The sequence below is a fragment of the Vibrio profundi genome (genome assembly GCF_005281835.1).
In the GTDB taxonomy this organism is placed as follows: Bacteria; Pseudomonadota; Gammaproteobacteria; order Enterobacterales; family Vibrionaceae; genus Vibrio; species Vibrio profundi.
In genome coordinates, this window is record NZ_RZIS01000008.1 from 56836 (window position 1) to 77650 (window position 20815).

Annotated in this window: 18 protein-coding genes; all 18 read right to left on the bottom strand. The window is 38.6% G+C overall.

The genetic code is table 11. The features are described from left to right. Window positions 1-126 precede the first annotated feature (126 nt). Entirely contained in the window at window positions 127-1659 is a 1533-nt protein-coding gene (gene gpmM / locus ELZ11_RS17865) for a 2,3-bisphosphoglycerate-independent phosphoglycerate mutase (protein WP_137358741.1), read from the bottom strand. Window positions 1660-1871: 212 nt separating this feature from the next. Further along, window positions 1872-3785 carry a polysaccharide biosynthesis protein gene (locus tag ELZ11_RS17870; RefSeq protein ID WP_137358742.1) on the bottom strand — a complete coding sequence of 638 codons (1914 nt, stop codon included), beginning with the start codon at window positions 3783-3785 and terminating at the stop codon, window positions 1872-1874. 64 nt (window positions 3786-3849) lie between these two features. Beyond that, window positions 3850-4398, bottom strand: a complete 549-nt coding sequence (locus ELZ11_RS17875; protein WP_137358743.1) for a sugar transferase — start codon at window positions 4396-4398, stop codon at window positions 3850-3852. A gap of 5 nt (window positions 4399-4403) precedes the next feature. Continuing rightward, entirely contained in the window at window positions 4404-5348 is a 945-nt protein-coding gene (locus tag ELZ11_RS17880; protein WP_137358744.1) for a UDP-glucose 4-epimerase family protein, read from the bottom strand. Further along, window positions 5345-6085 carry a glycosyltransferase family 2 protein gene (locus ELZ11_RS17885; RefSeq protein WP_137358745.1) on the bottom strand — a complete coding sequence of 247 codons (741 nt, stop codon included), beginning with the start codon at window positions 6083-6085 and terminating at the stop codon, window positions 5345-5347. Before ELZ11_RS17885 ends, ELZ11_RS17880 begins: the two co-directional genes overlap by 4 nt. A 7-nt stretch (window positions 6086-6092) precedes the next feature. After that, a complete protein-coding gene (gene manA / locus ELZ11_RS17890) occupies window positions 6093-7274 on the bottom strand; it encodes a mannose-6-phosphate isomerase, class I (RefSeq protein ID WP_137358746.1) in 1182 nt (393 codons plus the stop codon). Window positions 7275-7350: 76 nt separating this feature from the next. Next, window positions 7351-8778 carry a phosphomannomutase gene (locus ELZ11_RS17895; protein ID WP_137358747.1) on the bottom strand — a complete coding sequence of 476 codons (1428 nt, stop codon included), beginning with the start codon at window positions 8776-8778 and terminating at the stop codon, window positions 7351-7353. A gap of 22 nt (window positions 8779-8800) precedes the next feature. Next, a complete protein-coding gene (locus ELZ11_RS17900) occupies window positions 8801-10243 on the bottom strand; it encodes a mannose-1-phosphate guanylyltransferase/mannose-6-phosphate isomerase (RefSeq protein WP_137358748.1) in 1443 nt (480 codons plus the stop codon). A gap of 36 nt (window positions 10244-10279) precedes the next feature. Then, window positions 10280-10735, bottom strand: a complete 456-nt coding sequence (locus ELZ11_RS17905; protein ID WP_137358749.1) for a GDP-mannose mannosyl hydrolase — start codon at window positions 10733-10735, stop codon at window positions 10280-10282. A 39-nt stretch (window positions 10736-10774) separates the two neighbouring features. Further along, the gene (gene fcl, locus ELZ11_RS17910; RefSeq protein ID WP_137358750.1) at window positions 10775-11734 is read right to left on the bottom strand and encodes a GDP-L-fucose synthase; all 960 of its coding nucleotides are present in this window, start codon (window positions 11732-11734) and stop codon (window positions 10775-10777) included. 83 nt (window positions 11735-11817) lie between these two features. Next, the gene (gene gmd, locus ELZ11_RS17915; protein WP_137358751.1) at window positions 11818-12924 is read right to left on the bottom strand and encodes a GDP-mannose 4,6-dehydratase; all 1107 of its coding nucleotides are present in this window, start codon (window positions 12922-12924) and stop codon (window positions 11818-11820) included. 42 nt (window positions 12925-12966) lie between these two features. Beyond that, complete coding sequence (locus ELZ11_RS17920; protein WP_137358752.1) at window positions 12967-14115, bottom strand: glycosyltransferase; 1149 nt, start codon at window positions 14113-14115, stop codon at window positions 12967-12969. A gap of 2 nt (window positions 14116-14117) precedes the next feature. Then, window positions 14118-15137, bottom strand: coding sequence for a glycosyltransferase family 2 protein (locus ELZ11_RS17925; protein ID WP_137358753.1), 1020 nt, complete (start codon window positions 15135-15137; stop codon window positions 14118-14120). After that, the gene (locus tag ELZ11_RS17930; RefSeq protein WP_137358754.1) at window positions 15127-16152 is read right to left on the bottom strand and encodes a glycosyltransferase family 10 domain-containing protein; all 1026 of its coding nucleotides are present in this window, start codon (window positions 16150-16152) and stop codon (window positions 15127-15129) included. Before ELZ11_RS17930 ends, ELZ11_RS17925 begins: the two co-directional genes overlap by 11 nt. Further along, window positions 16149-17345 (bottom strand): hypothetical protein, encoded by a 1197-nt coding sequence (locus tag ELZ11_RS17935; protein WP_167494712.1) that lies wholly within the window; start codon window positions 17343-17345, stop codon window positions 16149-16151. Before ELZ11_RS17935 ends, ELZ11_RS17930 begins: the two co-directional genes overlap by 4 nt. Beyond that, complete coding sequence (locus tag ELZ11_RS17940) at window positions 17335-18570, bottom strand: glycosyltransferase (RefSeq protein ID WP_137358756.1); 1236 nt, start codon at window positions 18568-18570, stop codon at window positions 17335-17337. The genes ELZ11_RS17935 and ELZ11_RS17940 overlap by 11 nt, the downstream gene beginning before the upstream one ends. A gap of 2 nt (window positions 18571-18572) precedes the next feature. Continuing rightward, on the bottom strand, window positions 18573-19502 hold the full coding sequence (locus ELZ11_RS17945; protein WP_167494713.1) for a glycosyltransferase family 2 protein: 930 nt from the start codon (window positions 19500-19502) through the stop codon (window positions 18573-18575). Further along, window positions 19495-20814, bottom strand: a complete 1320-nt coding sequence (locus ELZ11_RS17950) for a lipopolysaccharide biosynthesis protein (protein WP_137358758.1) — start codon at window positions 20812-20814, stop codon at window positions 19495-19497. Before ELZ11_RS17950 ends, ELZ11_RS17945 begins: the two co-directional genes overlap by 8 nt. Between the last annotated feature and the right edge of the window lies 1 nt (window position 20815).

Genomic DNA, 20815 nt, shown 5'->3' on the forward strand with positions numbered 1-20815 from the left:
TAAATATGTAGCTACATTGTCGGACGGTACTTTATCTGATTTAAATCAGTTCAAAATAAAAAAGCCCGTATTTATCAATACGGGCTTTTTTTAGTAGGTAATCTAGTAACTTTCGCTACTAAGAAATTACTTAACTAGTACGTCACCAGACATTTCAGCTGGGATTGCTGTACCAGTTAGAGATAGCATTGTTGGTGCAAGGTCAGACAGTTTACCGCCCTCTTTGAACTCAACGTCTTTGCTACCTACGTAGATAAGTGGTACTGGTAGGTTAGTGTGTGCAGTGTGGATGCCGCCCGTTTCTGGGTTAACCATCATTTCTGCGTTACCGTGATCTGCAGTGATAAGAAGTTGACCGTCTGCTTCTTTGATTGCTTCAACCACTTTGCCAAGACACTCGTCTAGAGACTCTACGGCTTTCACTGCTGCATCGTAAACGCCAGTGTGACCAACCATGTCACAGTTAGGGAAGTTACAAACGATAGCGTCGTATTTACCGCCTTTGATTGCTGCAACTAGCTTTTCAGTTAGCTCTGGTGCGCTCATTTCAGGCTGTAAGTCGTAAGTGGCTACTTTTGGAGAAGCAACAAGTTGACGCTCTTCGCCTTCGAACTCGTCTTCGATACCGCCATTGAAGAAGAAAGTCACGTGCGCGTATTTCTCTGTTTCTGAAATGCGTAGCTGCGTTTTACCTTGCTTAGATAACCACTCACCGTAAGTGTTCTCTAGAGAAGCCGGTGGGAATGCACATAGTAGTGGGATATCAGCAGCATATTGAGTCAACATTACGAAGTCGATAGCTGGGAATACATTGCGCTCAAAACCAGCAAAGTCAGTTACGAATGTACGGGTAATTTGACGAGCACGATCAGCACGGTAGTTCATAAAGATAACCGCATCGCCATCTACGATAGCTGCAGATTCTTCACCTTCCGATTTAATCTCAGTCGCTTTAACGAACTCATCGTTTTCATCACGAGCGTAAGCCGCTTCTAGGCCCACTACCGCAGTGTCGAATGTGAATTCTGCTTTTGCTTCAGTGAGCAACTCGTATGCAGTTTGAACACGATCCCAGTTGTTATCACGGTCCATTGCGTAGTAACGACCAACCAAAGAAGCTACACGGCCTTTGCCTAGTTTCGCGAACAGATCTTGGAAACGTTGCAGAGAGTTTTCTGCGCTACGTGGTGGAGTGTCACGTCCGTCTAAGAAACAGTGTAGGTAAATTTTCTCAGCGCCACGCTCTGCTGCCATTTCAACAGCTGCGTAAATGTGATCTTCATGAGAGTGCACTCCACCTGGAGACATAAGACCCATGATGTGAACCGCTTTATCAGCTTTAACCGCTTTATCAATAGCGTTAACTAGCGTTTCAGTTTGGCCGAACTCACCGTCTGAAATTGACTTAGTAATACGAGTAAGGTCTTGGTATACAACGCGACCAGCACCGATGTTGGTGTGACCCACTTCAGAGTTACCCATTTGGCCATCAGGTAGGCCTACATCTAAGCCAGAAGCCGAGATTAGCGTGTTAGGTTGGTTAGCAATAAGACCATCTAATACTGGTGTATTTGCGTTCGCGATAGCGTTGTCTTGGTTGTCTTCACGGTACCCGTAACCGTCAAGGATCACTAAAGCCATTGGCTTCTTAGCTGACATAGGACTGACCTCGTTCAATTCAAAATAATCGGTATAAAAACAAATTAGCGTAATTTTACTACAGTTTGTAGTCAAAACTGTAGCGGAAGATCAAGAAAGGTCTCGGAGAAGATGAATAGGAATGAGAGTATATGTAATTTTATTAGCGCAGTTAAACACTAAATAATGAGATGTAAAACTAAAAAAGGCTCACATTATGGTGAGCCTTTGGGTCAATCATTCACGACTTTTGCATTCCAAACGAGATCGCCAATGCCATCCGTTGGGTTAAAGCCTGTTGGCGCATCAAGTAAAATGGACCGAATTTCCTCATGCCTAAATGCATGGCAAGCTACATCCAACTTATCAATTAAACCTTGGTATTCGTCCATCGGTAAAAAGGTTTCATTAGCTGTCATGATTCGTTCATGGGCTGTTGCCTGAACATTATCGCCAATCAACAACTCCTCATAAAGCTTTTCACCAGGTCGCAATCCTGTGCACTTGATTTCGATATCACCATGAGGGTTATCCTCACTTTTCACTTCAAGACCAGATAGATTAATTAGATTATTCGCCAAATCTATGATTTTGACAGATTCACCCATATCAAGAACAAATACATCACCACCTTTACCCATTGCCCCTGCTTGGATAACAAGTTGAGCTGCTTCTGGAATAGTCATAAAGAAGCGTGTTATATCGGGGTGAGTAATAGTAATAGGACCCCCTTTCTCAATTTGCTTTTTAAACAATGGGATCACAGAGCCAGAGGAGCCTAATACATTACCGAAGCGAACCATACAGAAGCGTGTACCATTGGCTTTTGCATTTTCTTGCTCAGCCAACGCTTGCAAACCCAGTTCAGCCATCCGCTTAGTTGTACCCATCACATTTGTTGGACGAACCGCTTTATCTGTCGAAATAAGTACGAACGATGCAACGCCAGCCTCAATAGCCGCTTTAGCCGTGTAGTAAGTACCAAACACATTATTTCGAACCCCTTCCACTACATTGTATTCAACTAAGGGAACGTGCTTGTAGGCTGCAGCGTGGTACACGGTCTCGACATTAAAGGCTTTCATTGATGCCGATAGTCGGTTGATTCGTTGAATAGAACCTAAAAGAGGAACAATATCAACAGTCAGCCCTTCAGACTGAGTATACGTAGTAAGTTCTCGATCAATTTGGTACAAGGCGAATTCAGACAATTCAAACAACACTAATTGCTTAGGTTCATTTTTGATTATCTGGCGACATAATTCCGAACCGATAGAACCACCAGCCCCAGTCACCATGACAATTTTCTGCTTTATATCTGCTTCCATAAGAGATTGCTGAGGACTGACAGGGTCTCTTCCCAGTAAATCATCAATAGCGACATCTTTCAGCTCATCGATTTTCGCTTTACCTTCGACTATATCCTTCATGTCAGGAACAGTTAATACCTCAGCAGGTAAATGTACTAACGCATCTAATATTGATTTACGCCGAGATCTAGACGCACTCGGGACTGCTAGCAGAATTTGTTTTACCCCGTGCTTATATAAAACCTTTTCAGAATTTGAAACATTATAAACAGCGAGCCCCATTAAGATGGTATTTTTTAACGTCTCATCTTCATCAATAAAGCCTATAACTTTATGACTATCAGAGCTTCTCAGCGCTAGAGCGAGCTGACGCCCCGCAGAGCCAGCACCGTAAATAAGCACACTTTGCTTACCTTTGCCATTTTCTTGAGCTACCAAAACACGAATAACTAGGCGAGAGCCACCACAAAGTAAGCATAAAAATGAACCATAGATTATAGGTACAGATCTCGGAATCGATGCATCAAGGTAAAAAGCTAGAAAGCCAATTGAAACAGAAGATATAAAGGTCCCAAGACTAACAACGGCTAACGCGTGAAAAGTAAGGTAACGTAACACTGCTCTGTACAAGCCCAATCGAATAAAACTAGCCACTGTAATAATACAAGTAACTAATAATACTACTGATGATTCAAACGAGTTTAACAACTCTATTTCACCAACCCTCACCCAATATGCAAGATAAAATGAAACAACAACAAATAGTAAATCGACGAAAACGCTGATTAGGCGTTTATTAAAACGTGACAGTTTCCACAAAAAATTCAACCTAGTCATCAAAACACTCTACTTAGAAATCCGAAAAAACTTAGAGCTCACATTTTTAAATGTGAAAATCGCCCTAATTAATAGCATCGCCTTGCCCCTTTCCGGTAGCGGTCATTAATATATATTTGAAGTAGTCTGCCACTGTAAACGAATCAATCATTTTTTTATCGGTTTTTGCTAGTAGCTCAGGCGTGGACATATCAATGTTCTGAACCTGAGCGAGCCCGGTTACACCTGGTAAAACATCATACACGCCTAGAGCATCACGCTCTTTAATTAACTCTTCTTGGTTAAACAAATTTGGACGAGGTCCAACCAAACTCATTTCACCTTTCACAACGTTAATTAATTGCGGTAATTCATCGATTTTAGTCTTACGTAGAAAGTTACCAAGCGTAGTAATAGAGGTATTGTTTGCTAAGTGGCTCGCTACAGATTTTGTTTCTACCGACATAGTACGAAACTTAATGAGTTTGAATGGCTTTTTATTGCGTCCCACTCGTTCTTGAACAAAAATTGGAGAACCAGTATCAAAGAGACCAATAATGGTCACAATAAGCAGAATTGGCCAAAGGATAAACAAACCTAAAAAAGCGGCGAGAAAATCTAATAATCGAATCATTTAAATTACTTCTTACTGTTTAAGAGTGCTTGAGCTGTTTCTCTGAAGCCCTCTTCTAAAGATTGAGGCGGTGTCCAATCGAGCGTTTGCTTGGTGTGGGTAATATCCACTTGCAGAGAGCCGACTAATCTATCAACAACATCGGACTTTCCAAACAACTTACCTGCCAATTGATAACACCAAACGGGGACAAACAGTTGCCATGTTGGTTTATCAAGAGCAATGGCCATTTGACGCACCATTTTAGATGTTGAAACGTCATGATCATCAGAAACTAAAAAAATCTCATTCGCCGCTTTAGGGTGATCAATACAGGTCACTATCAAATCGACTAGGTTTTCGACCGAGACTAAGCTTCTTTTGTTGTGGCTTATGCTCCCAAAAGGAAGAGGGATGCCTTTGGCAGCTAGTCGCATGAGAGAAGCAAAGTTAGCTTTGACACCTGGCCCATAAACGAGAGTTGGACGTACGACGACGATTTCCATACCTGTTTCTTCCCCAATATCAAACAGTTGTTGCTCTGCCTCAGCTTTAGAAATGCCGTAATCATCTTCAGGCAAATGCTTATCTACATTATTAAATGGTTTACCTAACTCCGTTTTTTCACCGTTCACTTTTATACTACTTACAAAGATAAACCGTTTCACGCCTAAATATGCAGCTTGTTTCGCTAAATTCACTGTACCTCTAGTGTTTACTTCACGATAGGCTTCAAGAGGTTCATCGACAGTATCATCCATGATGTGTACTCTCGCCGCACAATGAATTACAGCACAACACCCCATTAATCCAGCTGTGTAATCGGATATGCCGTTAATTTCGGCCTGCAAAAAACGATGCTTAGAAGAATTTTTAGGTGAACCACGATCAAGTAATGAAAGAGCTTTATCTCCAAGCCTTTTAACCAAGTGACTGCCCAAAAATCCATTAGAGCCTGTTATGAATATCATTTAAACACTAGTCCTAGTAGTTTTTCTGGGTACTTGCTCAAGACTGATAACCACGAACACGGCACCCCATTTTTCTTGCAGGAATGAATAATTTCTTTATTTAGAAGTATACTGGCGGAAAAACCCGACGTACTTACTCCTCCTTCGCGCATTTTTACCACTTCTTTTTCTAAATAAATAAAAGATACACGGGGTAAAGAGAACACTCGTACTAGGTAGTCAAAATCCGCTGCGATCTTATACTCTAAGGAATAATTCCCAACCTTAGAAATAATATCCCTCTTAAGATAACACGATGGGTGAGCAGGCATAAAACCACGAGAAAACTTAGCCTTATGAAACCCCTTTGAAGAGTAATGTCGCGTTTTTTTGCTTAACGCCTCATTGTAAAACCCGATATCAGCATAAACCCCATCAGCCCCTTGAGCTAGGAGCGCAATCTCTTCAATAGTAGAGGTGCTATAAAACACATCATCTGAATTCAAAACACCGATAAGCTCTCCAGTTGCTAAGGACATACCTTTATTCATCGCATCATAAAGACCATTATCTTTTTCTGAGACAACAACACCAATAGCGTGTCTATATTCATTAACGATATCCATGGTGCCGTCTGACGAACCACCATCAATAACAAGGTACTCAATATTGCTGTACGACTGACTTATTACAGATTCAAGTGTGTCTCGTATTGTTTCTTCTGCATTGTAGCAAACCGTAATAATAGATACTTTCATATACACCTTAATAGTAAGCGCGAGCCAATTGGCCTTCGCCTAATACTGAATACTCTTCTATAGCCGCAGGAAGAATCACCGACTCTCCCTTAGTTACTAACCGACTTTCTGAGTCTACTGTTACTGTAATATAACCTGATAAACAAAATAATATTTCCGCAGAAGATACCTGTATATCAATACCTTCATTCGGAGTTAAGATATCAAACTTAAAGTCTTCAACAGGAATAGGGTAAACCTCTCTCCCTTCGTAACTTTCTGGCTTTATTGTAAGTTCAGAAAAAGGAGTTGGCTCAAACCTAGTATTCTTTACTAGCTCTTCCACATCAATATGTTTTGGTGTCAAACCCGCTCTGAGAACATTGTCTGAGTTGGCCATGACCTCAACCCCTAAACCGTTAACGTAGGCATGAGGAGTTTCAGCATAGAGAAACATTGCTTCACCAGGCTTGAGCTCAATAATGTTCAAAAATAAAGGCGAGAATAGCCCAATATCTTTTGGGTACAGCTTTTGAAAACGATCAACGAGCGCTGACTCTTTAGGGAACTCACTGCCAATCATTTTTAATGAGGAAATTAACTCTAAAATTGCTTTGTCTTTTTTCTCTCCAGTTAATGAGAGTAATGCTGAGAAAAATACCTTGAGGCTCGTTGAGCTAGGTTTGTCTTTAAAAGGGATAAATATATCTTCAATAGAAGCTATATTCAGATAATCAAAGGATGTAACGATGCTCTCAAATTCTCGAAAGCCATTCATCGCTAAATAGTGCGTAATCGCATAAATTAACTCTGGTTTGTGGTTGTCATCCTTATAGTTGCGGCTTGCTGCATCTAATGGTATTGCTTTCTTATTTTCGAGAAAAAAACCTTGCTCAGCCGCTGATTTAGAAGGGTGTACTTGTATAGAAAGCGGTTCCTCTGCCGCGAGAATCTTCATAAGAAAAGGAAGCGAGGGCACAGATGCCTGGACTTGCTCACCTAACCAATATTCTGGGTTCTGAGCAATCGCATCACACAAACGCACATCGTCATCATTAACGGTAATGTCAGAACTTGCTAGCGGGTGAGCCCCCATCCAAAGCTCAGCTTGGGGATCTGAAGTAGGATTTTCAATACCAAAGTAATCGCAGATCGCAATACGACTTCCCCAAGGGAATTTCTTTATTGGGTTCTTTAACGTGTAGATCATAGAAATTTACGCTTAGAGAGAGTGAGTTACACCTCACTACGTGCCTCAACTCTCGTTATGTATTTATTATAAGGAGCTAGATTAGTCGAACATTATTTAACACTTTATCAACTAAAGTGATTGCTTCACTCATTCGCTCTGCTTCCGCGTAACAACGAAGTTCCGGCGCATTTCCAGACGGGCGTAGGTGAATAATGGTATTATTCGACAACTCGATTCTTAGGCCATCCGTATGGTCAACCGATCTAGCAGAAAGGTTATCAAAGCGCAGTTTATTTAGTAGCTGTCCTGTATTCTGGCGGCCACTTTCTAATATCGACAAACTCTTCTCCGTTGCAAAATTTTGAATACGATCACTATGCGTAAATCGTTGCGGCAGATTTTTTACCAAGGTTTCAATCGATGATTTTTCCGCTAAATAAAGCAACATTAGCGCTGGTAGAACAGCGTCTCGGGTTGGCAGTGCTTTTAGATATTTCCCATTCACTAAAACATCACTTCCGAGCAAATATCCTCCATTAGCTTCAAAACCTGCAATTCTATTGTAAGTTTTTGCTAGTTCGGAAAATTCAGCAATAACATAAGGTGAGCCAATACGAGTTTTAGATACAACCTTAAAATCAGGTGACTCTGCAATGATAGTGTTGCAACTAACAGGTACTGCTAATGCTTCTAACTGAAGTGCTTGCGAGCAAAGCAACCCAAGGATATCACCTCTCAACCATTCGCCGTTCTCATCGGCAACTAAAGGACGATCACCGTCTCCATCGGTTGAGAAAATAAAATCTAAATCATACTGCTTGGACCAAAAACGTGCCTTTTCTTTATCAAACTCAGCCACAGCTTCGGTATCAATCGGAACAAATTCATCAGTGCGTTCTAATGAGATAACTTCAGCTCCGAGTGATTCAAAGAGTCCTTGGTAAATATCTCTTCCGGCACTTGAATGCTCATAAATACCAACACGCTTTCCTGCTAATAAATCTGCATCAAACAAATCGGTATAACGCGTTCGATAAATCTCTGCCGCTCGGAAATCAATAGTTAACTCAGGCAGAACATTAATAGCACTAAAGCCTACCTTCTCAGTTAAGATTGCTTGTTCATCTGCTTTAGTAATCTCTCCATCTGGGCGATAGAACTTAATTCCATTACGGTCAAATGGAATATGGGACCCGGTCACCATGATACAAGGCATATTGTCTTGCATTGCAGTAAAAGCCAGTGCAGGAGTGGGTACAACACCATAGTAAGTGGCATCTACACCTGCATCGGTAAGCGCTTGAACTATTGCTTTTGCCATTACTGGGCTGCTAGGGCGGTTATCAATTGCCACAGCCATTTGATTGAAAGTAAAACTTCTGCGCATTGATGCCACAAATGCGTGAGTAAATGCAGCACAGACGTCCGATGTAAACTGAGTGACGAGCCCTCGCGCACCACTAGTACCAAACTGAACGCCTGAAGCACCAAGCACTTCACTACTGATTAATTTTGTTACCATAATTTCCTATCTCAAAAAGTAGTTAGTAGTCACCACCAAACTTAGAAGCTTGCTCATCAAAGCGAACAATATCGTCTTCTTCTAAGTACGATCCAGAACGAACTTCAATAAGCTCTAAAGGTACTTGCCCTGGGTTTTCTACGGAGTGCGGAGTCCCTACTGGAATATAAGTTGACTGATTTTCAGTAAGAAGGAAAGTTTCATCACCTCTTGTTACTTTAGCCGTACCTGACACGACAACCCAATGCTCAGCTCGATGGTGGTGCATCTGAAGAGCCGTTTTCTCTTTAGGCTTAACTAACACTTGCTTCACATGGTAACGCTCACCTTCAGATACCGTCTCATGGGACCCCCATGGGCGATATACCTCTTGATGCTGATGACACTCTGCTCGGTTTTGTTGTTTTAGTTGATTTACAATCGATTTTACATCTTGAACCTTGTCTTTATCAGCCACTAGTACTGCATCTTTTGTCTCTACTACGATAAGGTTTTCTACACCAACGGTAGCAACGAGTTTATCTTGTGAATAAATATAGCTATTCTCAGTCTGCTCAGTTAACACATCACCACGAGTTGCATTGCCCTGTGCATCCTTATTATTCACGTCCCAAAGTGCAGACCAAGAACCAACATCACTCCAATTTGCGTCCATTGGAACGACTACAGCTTTTTCTGTTTTCTCCATTACCGCAAAATCGATTGATTCGTCTGGGATCAAAGAGAACAGTTCAGATGACATACGAATAAAGTCTAGATCGTCAAAGTGACTATCGTACGCACTTTCACATGCTTGCAAGATATCTGGTCGAAACTTTGCTAACTCTTCAAGATAAGTAGATGCTTTGAATAAAAACATACCACTATTCCACAAGTAACTACCATCCTCTAGGTACTGTTTTGCAGTTTCGAGATTAGGCTTTTCAACAAAACTATCGACACTAAAACCTCGATTTTCACCTTCAACGGTAACTGTATCGCCGGTTTTAATGTACCCATAGCCTGTTTCTGGTGCATTGGCTTTGATACCGAATGTGACCATATCACCACGTTGTGCATATGGAATTGCTGCTTGTACCGATTGATGGAATGCTTGAGTATCTTTAATTACATGATCAGCAGCGAGAACCAACATCAACACATCTTCACCTGAAGATTGTTGTTCAGATAGGGCAAATTTGGCAGCTAAAGCGATAGCAGGGGCAGTATTACGCCCAACAGGCTCTAGTAATATCCCACTATGAAGGCTATTAATACGGCGAAGTTGTTCAGCGACTAAGAAGCGATGCTCTTCATTACAGATGACAAACGGTGCATTATGCTCTACACCAACCATGCGACTAAGCGTTTGTTGAAGCATGGTTTGCTCACCGGTTACTGCTAGGAATTGCTTAGGATATTTTGCTCGAGATAGCGGCCATAAACGGCTACCTGAACCGCCGGCCATAATTACAGGAATAAGCATAGTCAACTCGTTGTTTTTGATTAAGTGATGTTTTAGTTATTTTTGAAAGTACCATTTAGTATGAATATGTACCTTATTACTGGTCAACAGTTCTTCTTGTTTATACCAGTGGTAACGGGAATGCTGCACGTCCATGGGTAAGTTCAATTCAGAGCGAATGACAACAAGCTTAAAGGCGATTGCGACGTAATGAGTCGTAAACTCATTGCTAAACACATTGTCATCATAGAGATGTGTATAAGGTCCCAACAGTGTAGCCTGGGAGAGCTTAAACTCACGCCCAAGCTCCTCTATGGTTAAACGCGCAAAGGCATCTTCAAGTTTTTCATCCTTAAGGATACGACCACCGGGAACAAACCAAAAGCCTTGAGCGGGTCGATTTAAACGCTCTCCAAGTAAAACTTGACCACTTTCGTCCTCAATCACTAAATCGATTGAAACTAATGGCGTACTTTCAATCACTTGAGAAAAACGTTGTTTACTTAAAAACATATACTTTGCTTAAACCTTATGTTAGTTCTAACTCAGAATTTAACCACGATAATTTTCTTGATTCTCTAAGAACCACCGATAAGTCATAGTTAATCCATCTTCTAGGCTCGTCTTCGCTTCCCATCCTAGGTTCTTTAATCGTGAAACATCCATTAACTTACGAGGGGTGCCATCAGGTTTCGTAGTGTCAAATTCAATTTCGCCGTCAAAACCAACCACTTTTGCAACAGTTTCAACAAGTTCACGGATAGTACAATCCAAACCTGTACCCACGTTTATATGACTAAGCATTTCTTGCGTATTTTCTAGATACGCCTCTTGAGCAAGATTCATTACGTAAATTGAAGCTGCTGCCATATCATCAACATGCAAAAACTCTCGCATAGGTTTACCGCTCCCCCACGCAACAACTTTACTGTCGCCATTCAACTTTGCTTCGTGGAAGCGACGTAACAATGCAGGAATAACGTGCGAATTTTGGGGATGAAAATTATCATTTTCACCATACAAATTTGTTGGCATTACTGAACGATAGTTACGTCCATATTGTCGATTATAGGACTCACACATTTTGATACCTGCAATTTTAGCAATTGCGTAAGGTTCATTGGTTTCTTCTAGAGTCCCTGTCAATAAAGAGTCTTCGCACATCGGCTGTTGTGCAAATTTTGGATAAATACAAGAAGAACCCAAAAATAGTAAGTCTTGAACACCATGTAGATGTGCAGAGTGAATAATATTATTTTGAATCGTCAAGTTTTGGTAAATAAATTCAGCAGGGTATGTATTGTTGGCAACAATACCACCGACTTTCGCAGCAGCAAGGTAAACTTGATCAATCTGGTGAGTAGCAAAAAACGCCTCGACGACTGCTACATCTAATAGATTAAGTTCATTGCGATCTTTAGTGATAACTTCCACTGAGCTGTCTTTAGATAGTTGGCGAACAATGGCAGATCCAACCATTCCTTTGTGGCCAGCTACAAATACTCTTTTCATAATAGTACCAATGACATAAATAGAAAAAGCAGAGCCCAAAACGAAGAGCTCTGCAATAGAAACGAATCAATATTGCTGATTAATTAGCTTTCTAATGAGATCGCAACGTTAAAACCGTGTTCTTTTAGAACTGCGTGCTGCTTTGCCTTATCGATATCAGACGCAACCATTTCTGCACACATTTCTTCCACAGTGATCTCTGGAGTCCAGCCAAGTTTGGCTTTCGCTTTGCTAGGATCGCCAAGTAGCGTTTCAACTTCCGCTGGACGGAAGAAGCGAGGGTTTACTTTTACAATGACATCACCAACTTTCACTTTTGGTACTTTTTCTGTGTCAATAGCAACCACAGTAGCAATCTCATCGACACCCTCGCCGGAAAACTCAAGCTCAATACCTGCTTCCTTCGCTGATAAACGAACAAACTCACGAACAGAAATCTGCTTACCTGTAGCAATAACAAAGTCTTCAGCTTGCTCTTGTTGAAGCATCATCCATTGCATACGAACGTAATCTTTAGCATGGCCCCAGTCACGCAATGCGTCCATGTTGCCAAGCTCTAGATAAGACTCCAGACCTTGAGAAATGTTAGCAATAGCACGAGTAATCTTACGAGTTACAAACGTTTCACCACGACGCGGTGACTCGTGGTTAAACAGAATGCCATTACATGCATACATACCATAAGACTCACGGTAGTTAACTACGATCCAGTATGCATACATTTTAGCTACAGCGTATGGAGAGCGTGGATAAAAAGGCGTTGTTTCACGCTGAGGAATTTCACGAACCTCACCATAAAGCTCTGAAGTAGAAGCCTGGTAAAAACGAGTTTTCTTTTCCAATCCGTTGATACGAATCGCCTCAAGAAGACGCAGAGTACCCATGCCATCTACATCAGCAACATATTCTGGTGATTCAAAAGAAACAGCCACGTGCGACATTGCACCTAGATTATAGATTTCATCAGGTTGAATCTCTTTAACCAATCGAATCAAATTTGAAGAATCCGTTAGGTCACCGTAGTGCAGTTTAATATTGGCTCCATCATTTACCAACGGGTCAATACGTTCTGTATTATATGATGACGCGCGACGAATAAGGCCGTGTACCTCATAACCTTTCTCTACTAATAGTTCTGCTAAATAAGAGCCATCTTGACCCGTAATACCAGTAATAAGTGCTTTTTTCATCAATTTATTCACTTTAATATATAAGACTCAGAAGAGTAGTTACTATTTACGTAACTTCTCGTAAATATTGACCAATCGATCTGTCATCATGTGCTCTTGATATTGAGCGGCAGTACTTACAGAATTATCACACAATGATTGATAATTAGCGTAAGAGTGTGCTCTTTGTATTGCTACGTGTAGTGAGTCATGACTTGCTAAAAATCCATTATAGGAATCTACTATAAAATCCTTCCTTGTACCAACATCAAAGCCAATAACAGGCACCCCTTGAGACATAGCTTCTAATATAGTTAGACCAAACGTTTCATACCATATTGAAGGTTGTATCAGAAACTTAGCTTCTTTGATCAAAGCTAACGTTTTGTCTCTAGGTTGTTTTCCGAGAAAAACTACATTACGGAGCCTAAATCTATCCCTTAACCCATCGATGTCACCAGCACCAACTATGGTCAAAACGTATTCTTGGTCTAACTTCTCCCAAGCTTCGAGAAGTTTATAAATCCCTTTAGATTCTTCCAAACGACCAACATATATATAGCCACTTCGAACTGTACCATTGAATGGGGTCAATTGATTAGTATCGACGAAGTTGGACTTTATATCTAACTTCGACTCAGAGACTCCTAGAGAAAGAATTTTAGCTCTTTGAAATGGTGATAGCGTAAGAAACCTGTCAACATACTTGAAACTGTTAGAGTAATGAAAATAAGAGAACGCTACTTGTGCAAACAGGCTTTGAATATATGACTTACGATAGCACTTGTAAAAAACAGATCTAAATGCCATTTTTCGATTAGTGCAAATTTCACAAATACCATGACCATCTCTGTAAAACACCCCGGATATACACCATAGCCGATAATTATGCAGGGTTAGTACAACCTTTGCACCAGCTAGGTTTGCAGCTTTAAACACTGACGGACTAACCAAAGGGAAATAGTTGTGCACGTGGACAACATCTATATTTTCACTTGAGACCAAATTGTATATATCATTGTAAACTTCTGATGAAAAAAAAATAGACTTTAACAAGGATGAATACTTTATATTATCGTTACACTTTTCATAGATATAAACGTTATTCTCGCCCAACTTTCGTTTTAAAGACACCACTTCTGAATCGAAAACCACGTCTTCTCCGCCTACATTATCGCTTTTGTATCGGTTGTGAACAAGTAGTAATTTCATGTCTATTTTCTTATATAAAAGAATGTGCGCTTAATCTTCATAAACACACGGTGAACCTGAAAAAGTAAATAAAGTGCCGGCTTTGCTGCAGACGGCGATATGACTGACAACAGTACCCTGTCATAATCATAGTTACCTTTTAATAGGGAAGATATATATATCCAGTCTGATTTAGCATCAACATTCAACCTCAAATAAGCGATATTCTTAATTGGGTGATGTCTACGAAAAACTGTTTTGAAAGCATTTTTAACCTTATCTTTACCTTCGAAAAAATCATCCATAATCATCTTAAAACCATTAATATCGACCAAGTATCGACTTTGGATTTTTCCGGCACCACCAAAACTGTCGTTGCCACCACGCCAATATACTAAAGGTTGCTTTATATATTTCAACTGGCATCCCTTATCTATAAAAGAATAAAGCATAAACATATGAGAGTATAGAGTACCTGTATATTTCTCATCATAGCAAACATCGTTCCACTTGGAGCGTTTGAAGATGATAGATGATAAATAACCAAATAATGCACTCTGGCTTTGTGCTAAAGTAAAGTATTTATAAAGCTCCGAGTCATCGGAAAAATTATATATAGAGTCCTCTATACCTTCTTCAAGTAGGTAGTGAACATCGTAAGGTTTCATGTCTAAATCACACAAGTATTCACTACAAAGGTAAATATCATGTTTATCGTTGATCTCCTTAAGAACTCTAGTTACAGCGCCCGCTTCGATAAAGTCGTCGCTACCTAACAACCAGCAATACTCCCCACTTGCTAATTCAACTGTTTTTAAATAATTGATATCAGCCCCCATGTTACTATCCCAACGAAAGTACTTAATATTTGGATAGTCCTCCATGAACCGAGAAACCATACTTTGTGTATCATCGTCCGAAGCGTTATCTGAAATGACTATTTCTACATCTTCTGACAACTGAGGAATAATATTGGCGAGGGTCTGAGACAAATACTCAGACCTATTATAAGTAGGAATACAAAAAGATAGTTTATACTTCATTATTTAATTCTCCTATAATCGTAGACGAGAAGTAATCTAAGCTAAAAATGCCGTTTCTTCCTTTTTCTAAAAAATCACTTATTGACTTTTGATAAATAGAGTATTCAAGATCAGACATTGATTCCATATACTCAAAAAGTTCGCTAATGCTATCAAACTCTCTCATATCAATAAAACACTCTCTAGGAATATGTTCGCTTATATTATCAGCACCCAGATATATAGGGACACAACCGGAAAACAAGCAATCGAATATTTTTTCAGAAACATAGCCAGTCAAGCCAACTGCATTCTCATAACACAACGAAAATTTATATCCACGATAAATATCTAACTTACAGTCAACCTCCCCCTTATAAGTGCTATAGCCAACACCTCTAAGCACAGTTAAGGCTGGAAACCTATTAATTATTCTATGAAAAACATTTCTAGGGGGCACTATTTTATTCCACCCTTGACCATACAAATCAAAACTTGTCGGTTGATTATTTTCGAACCAATGAATGAACTCAAGGCGTTTTGAATAAAGTTCTAGAGGATGTTCTGAAAATTTATTTCCTGATATTAGGCAACAGAGCTTTTTTGTTTCGAAAGGAACGCTAGGAAGTCCAACTGGAAAATCAAAAGCATAACAAAGCTTTACGTATTTTGAGTTATCAACAAGATCATCATCATATGTAAAAACCGTAGTGAAGTATTCATGGTAACTAGTATCGATATTTCTAGGGTTAATTATTCCACTTTCCCAAACCATTAGCTTGGCTTCAATATTATTATTGACGACTTTCGTGTAAAAATCAGAATGAGGTTCAGGACAATCAATGAATATGACACAACTCACCTCAGTTATATCTATTTCGTCAGAAGTGTAGAAATTAATACCACTTTGTTGACCAACACTTTTTAAGTGTCCCATCTGTTTAAGAAAATCTTTCACGGAGACATCGCCAACTCCCTTGAGCATATTTCCATTTTCATTCAAGATTTTATAGTTGCTATGAAGTATTACATTCATGGACTGCAAGCCTCTTGGTTGTCATGTTTTTTCATAATTAAAAACTTAGATATATCATTCATACCATATAATATTATACAGATAAACAGTAGTTGATTCATTACACCCTGAGTGGTTAATACCAATGACAAACATAAAATTGCGAATATCTTTTGCCCAAAATGCCCCTTTAAAAATAGAAAGAAAGCGAAATAGCAAGATATCACTATCAGCGTGTATACGATCCCATTTAACGACAGCATTCCTAAAAATGAATTTGTTGAAGTTGGAATATAGGCTCCCATTTCTATGGCAACCCGTGAAAAATATCTAGAATATTCATCCAAACCAATTCCAAAAACAGGGAATTCAGTGAAAATTTCTATATCAGCCAACTGCCCAATAAGCCTTTCTGAACCTGAGGAATGCCCACTCGAAAATTTAATGAGAATGACATCCCAAATTGGTGAGAACAATAAAAATAAAGGTGCAAACAAAGTTGGCATAATATAATAGGAAAACCTATAATTATTAGACAAAAATCCAACCATATAGAAAATAACGATTGCAATCCCTAAAGTAGAAAATGTAGTTAACATGCAAAGAATGATGCACAACCTTCGATAAATACGCCCCTTCACTACGAAGGACTCAAAAATCAAGGCTAACATCAAAAATACTTGAAATGCTCCAGCCTCCCAAAACAAACCAGAATTTCTATAATTCCATTGAGATACACCTTGGTAGAAATAGATAAATATATGCCGGTAACCTGTTCCCGCATCATTGAAAGAGATAGGTAACGTATAAATGTAATCAGGAAACAAATAACCAAAAACAAACAGAGGGATAGCTATAAGTGAGTAGCAGAAGGCAATATTAGAATAAGCCAATATAAATCTTTCTTTGGAGAAGAGAATAACAAACAAAAAAGCGATGCTCCACCTAACAACATAGCCTAGGTATGTCGCCGCAGATTCGATATCTTCTCGTATAAAAAACAAAGCCACCAAAAACGACATAAACATCAAAAACAAACAAATAAATCTTGGTGAGATTCGTACAGGGTTAAAAGTAACCAAACCAATAAGAAGGGCTAGAAATAATAAAAGAAGCTTGCTATACATATTCCCTGAAATGAAGGGGATTAGACTTCCGGATAGAACAACCAATATAATTGATGTACAGTACAAAGGAAGACCGCTAATTTTCATTATCTAGGCATACCGAAGTATAAATTTTGCTAAGGCTCTCAGATACTACTTTATAGGAGAAACTGTCTAACACTCTATTTCTACTATTGACGGCTAGTCGTTCATTTTCAACAAGGCAATAATTCAAGCCAGTAACAATGTCTTCTACGTCACCAAACCTAGCCAAATATCCATTTTCTTTGTGAGACACTATGTCCACAGGACCAGAATGATTGAATGCCACGCAAGGGGTGCCTACGGACATGGATTCTATAAAAGTTTGGCCAAACGGTTCTTCGAGGGTTGGGGAAAGCAAAACTGAGGCAGCATTGTAAAGCATTGCCATGCTATACTTATCGTTAATTCTTCCTACTAATTGAATTGGTAAACCTTCAAACACCCCTCCTTCGAGTGAATGTGCACCAAACCCAACAAAAATGACATCATTCCTAAGCCCTACCATTAGCCTAATGGCTTCCTTTATATACTCGACCCCTTTTCTTGGATCATTAGTGACATTAACTAATACTATGTGCTTTTCTAGAGATAAAGAGAATAAAGCTCTAGAATCGACCGTAGACATTGGTTTGAATAATTCAGTATCAATACAATTAGGGATCACGTGAACTAATTTTTTATTTGTGACACTACTAGCTAACGCGATACTTCTAGACCAGGTGGAAGGGGCAGTAAAATGTACATTTTCATTAAAAAATATCTTTTTCTTTCTTTTTAAAAAGTATTTTGGTATCCATCGACTCCTTACTGAGGGGCAGTTCGCACAGTCATACTTGAATTGAGTACAACTCCCAACCATATGGCACCCCCCAGTTAAATACCAACTATCATGGAGAGTTATAATTACCGGCTTCCCTAATTCAATTAACTTATTAAGGGAATTTAACGATTGAAACCCTCGATTAACCCAGTGAACATGAATAACATCAGAATTTTTCACAAGAATATTATTACAGATATTTTTACCGATAAAAGGAAATGAAAAATATACATCACTAGATGTACATAATGCCCGGTTAATTAACAAATCAAAAGCAACTCTTAAATAAGATTTCAATTTACCAGAGTTTGAATTGGTAATTAACTCACTATATTTTTTACCAGACACCCTCTTTTGAACTAGTATTTTTGAGTCGAAGCCTGAACTATTCAAAGCTTCGCAAAGACGATCAACTGCTATTGCAGCACCTTCTTGGTCGTCTTTATAGCTTAAATGAACTATTTTCATATCTATATCTTAATCCTCTTACCAAGTAGTTTAAGTACAATCAGCTTGAGTATTGAAGCTTCGATACGGATGTTTTCATTTGAGTATTTTTTTATAAACCCTCGTGGACTAATCCATTTTTTCCCACTTCGAACAGAGGCATACCAAGTAAACGCAAATACATTAGATATTGTTTTAGAATCTAGTTTACTCTCTACAAAAGCCAGTTTCGCTTGTGTATAACATTCAGTCAGGTGGCTAAATTTGTCTGATGTAGAAAACGAATCGTCGTGTTCTCTAAAAAATGTCAGTGGTCGATCAATATAACCAAAGTTGGAGTACTTACCATATGACAATAGATAAAGAAGTAGATCAGGTCCTGCTCCATGAGAATAGAAATCATTAATTGAAGGAGAAACAATAGGGGTATTAATAGCTGTTCGCAAGTGTTCTAAATGAAAAATGGCGCAACCAGGCGACAATGGAGTATTATTAGACAATATAGAGTTATTAATAAATATGTTTAATGGATATAGACCACTTTTATTAGAAAATCGATAAGATAACCTTACGCTATCCAAACTTGGTCCAACATTAACGGATGAATAAACAAACGCGGTTTTATCATCCATTAGCTCAACAGAACTAGTAACAAAGTCCTTACAAATCACATCATCAGAAAATAAAATCTTACCGTATTTTCCATTTGCCAACTCTATACACTTAATCCAATTTTTTACTGGACCAATATTAGTACTATTTCTGAATATTTTTACCCTACTATCTTCTAGTGCCAAACTAGAAACAATAGACCACGTATTATCGCTACTATTGTTATCCACAACGATTATTTCAATATTTTCATAATCTTGATTCATTGCACTTTCTAAGGTTTCCCTTATTAGATTTTCCCTATTATATACAGGTATTAAAATGCTAACTAACTCACTCATTTTTTTTCCGATATAGTACTCTGTAACACTCGTAAGGTCCAAACAGTGAAAACAATCCAACTGATATAACTGAACCAAGTATAATACCATCAACTCCCATCCCCACATACTGAACTAGAATATATGAAATTGGAATGTTGACTAAAGCAGCAATTATTGACGTCTTTATTTGAAGACTAGTTTCACTTAGACCATTTAGTATCATAGCGAAAATATTATTCCACACTTGAAGAAGTGTAAATATCAATAGAAGAAATATGATTTTTCCACTTACTACCAAAGTAGCCCCAATCCAGAAGTAAATAATAAGTGGCATGAACAAGGCCAAGATAGATGAACCCAATACAATCAATAAAAAAAGATTCAGCTGCTTTTTTAGCATTGACCTAATCCAAGTATAGTCTTGCTTATTATATGCATCGGAATACGAATTCCATAACGGTGCTGAGACAAGACTATAAAATACTGTAACAATACTAAATAACCTAAACGCAACATCATAAGCAACAACTTGCTCCGGACCTAGAAGTTGAGTAATTATCAGTCGATCTGTAGTAAAGAGAACTAATACTGCAATCTGAATAACAAAAAATTTGCCACCTAATTGCATTGTATTAGACAATCTTGTTTTTTTTATAAGTTTAAGACTAGGTCTATATATAACATTATTCTTGTAAAACCATATAGTTAAAAACATATTGGATAAAAATAAAGACACCCCATACGTTATAGACAGGTATACAATATCACCCTTTGTATACCGAGCAAGAATAACTATTAATGGAAGCAAGACTAAATTGGCAATTAGTTGCCCTAATACCACTATGTTGGTCTGCTGTGTTGCATTTAAAACTTGATTTATAGTTGATAATATAAAATTCAACAATACAAAAAACACTGAAATACTAACAGCTAATTCCAGTGTCTTATTGTCTACTAAGTTTGTATTAAATATTACCGACCAATCTGCATAACGTGTAAATATATAAAACAAACAAAAAATAACAAGAGTTATTATTGTTATAGCTGCATAAGTCGTTGAAATATATTCTCTAGCTTCTAAATAATCACCATTTGATATTGACTCACTTAATTTATTCCTCAACCCATTTCCAATGCCTATATCAAACATAACTAGCCAAGCCAGGACTGATAATAGCGTCGACCAAATGCCATACACCTCATTACCTAAATAACTAATCATCAAAGGAATGACAAGAAAAGATAATACAAGTGCACTAGTTTTAAATAGAAACGAGCCTTTAATTTGAAGCAAATATCTATTAGTTCTCAAAGAAGATTGAGAGTTCATA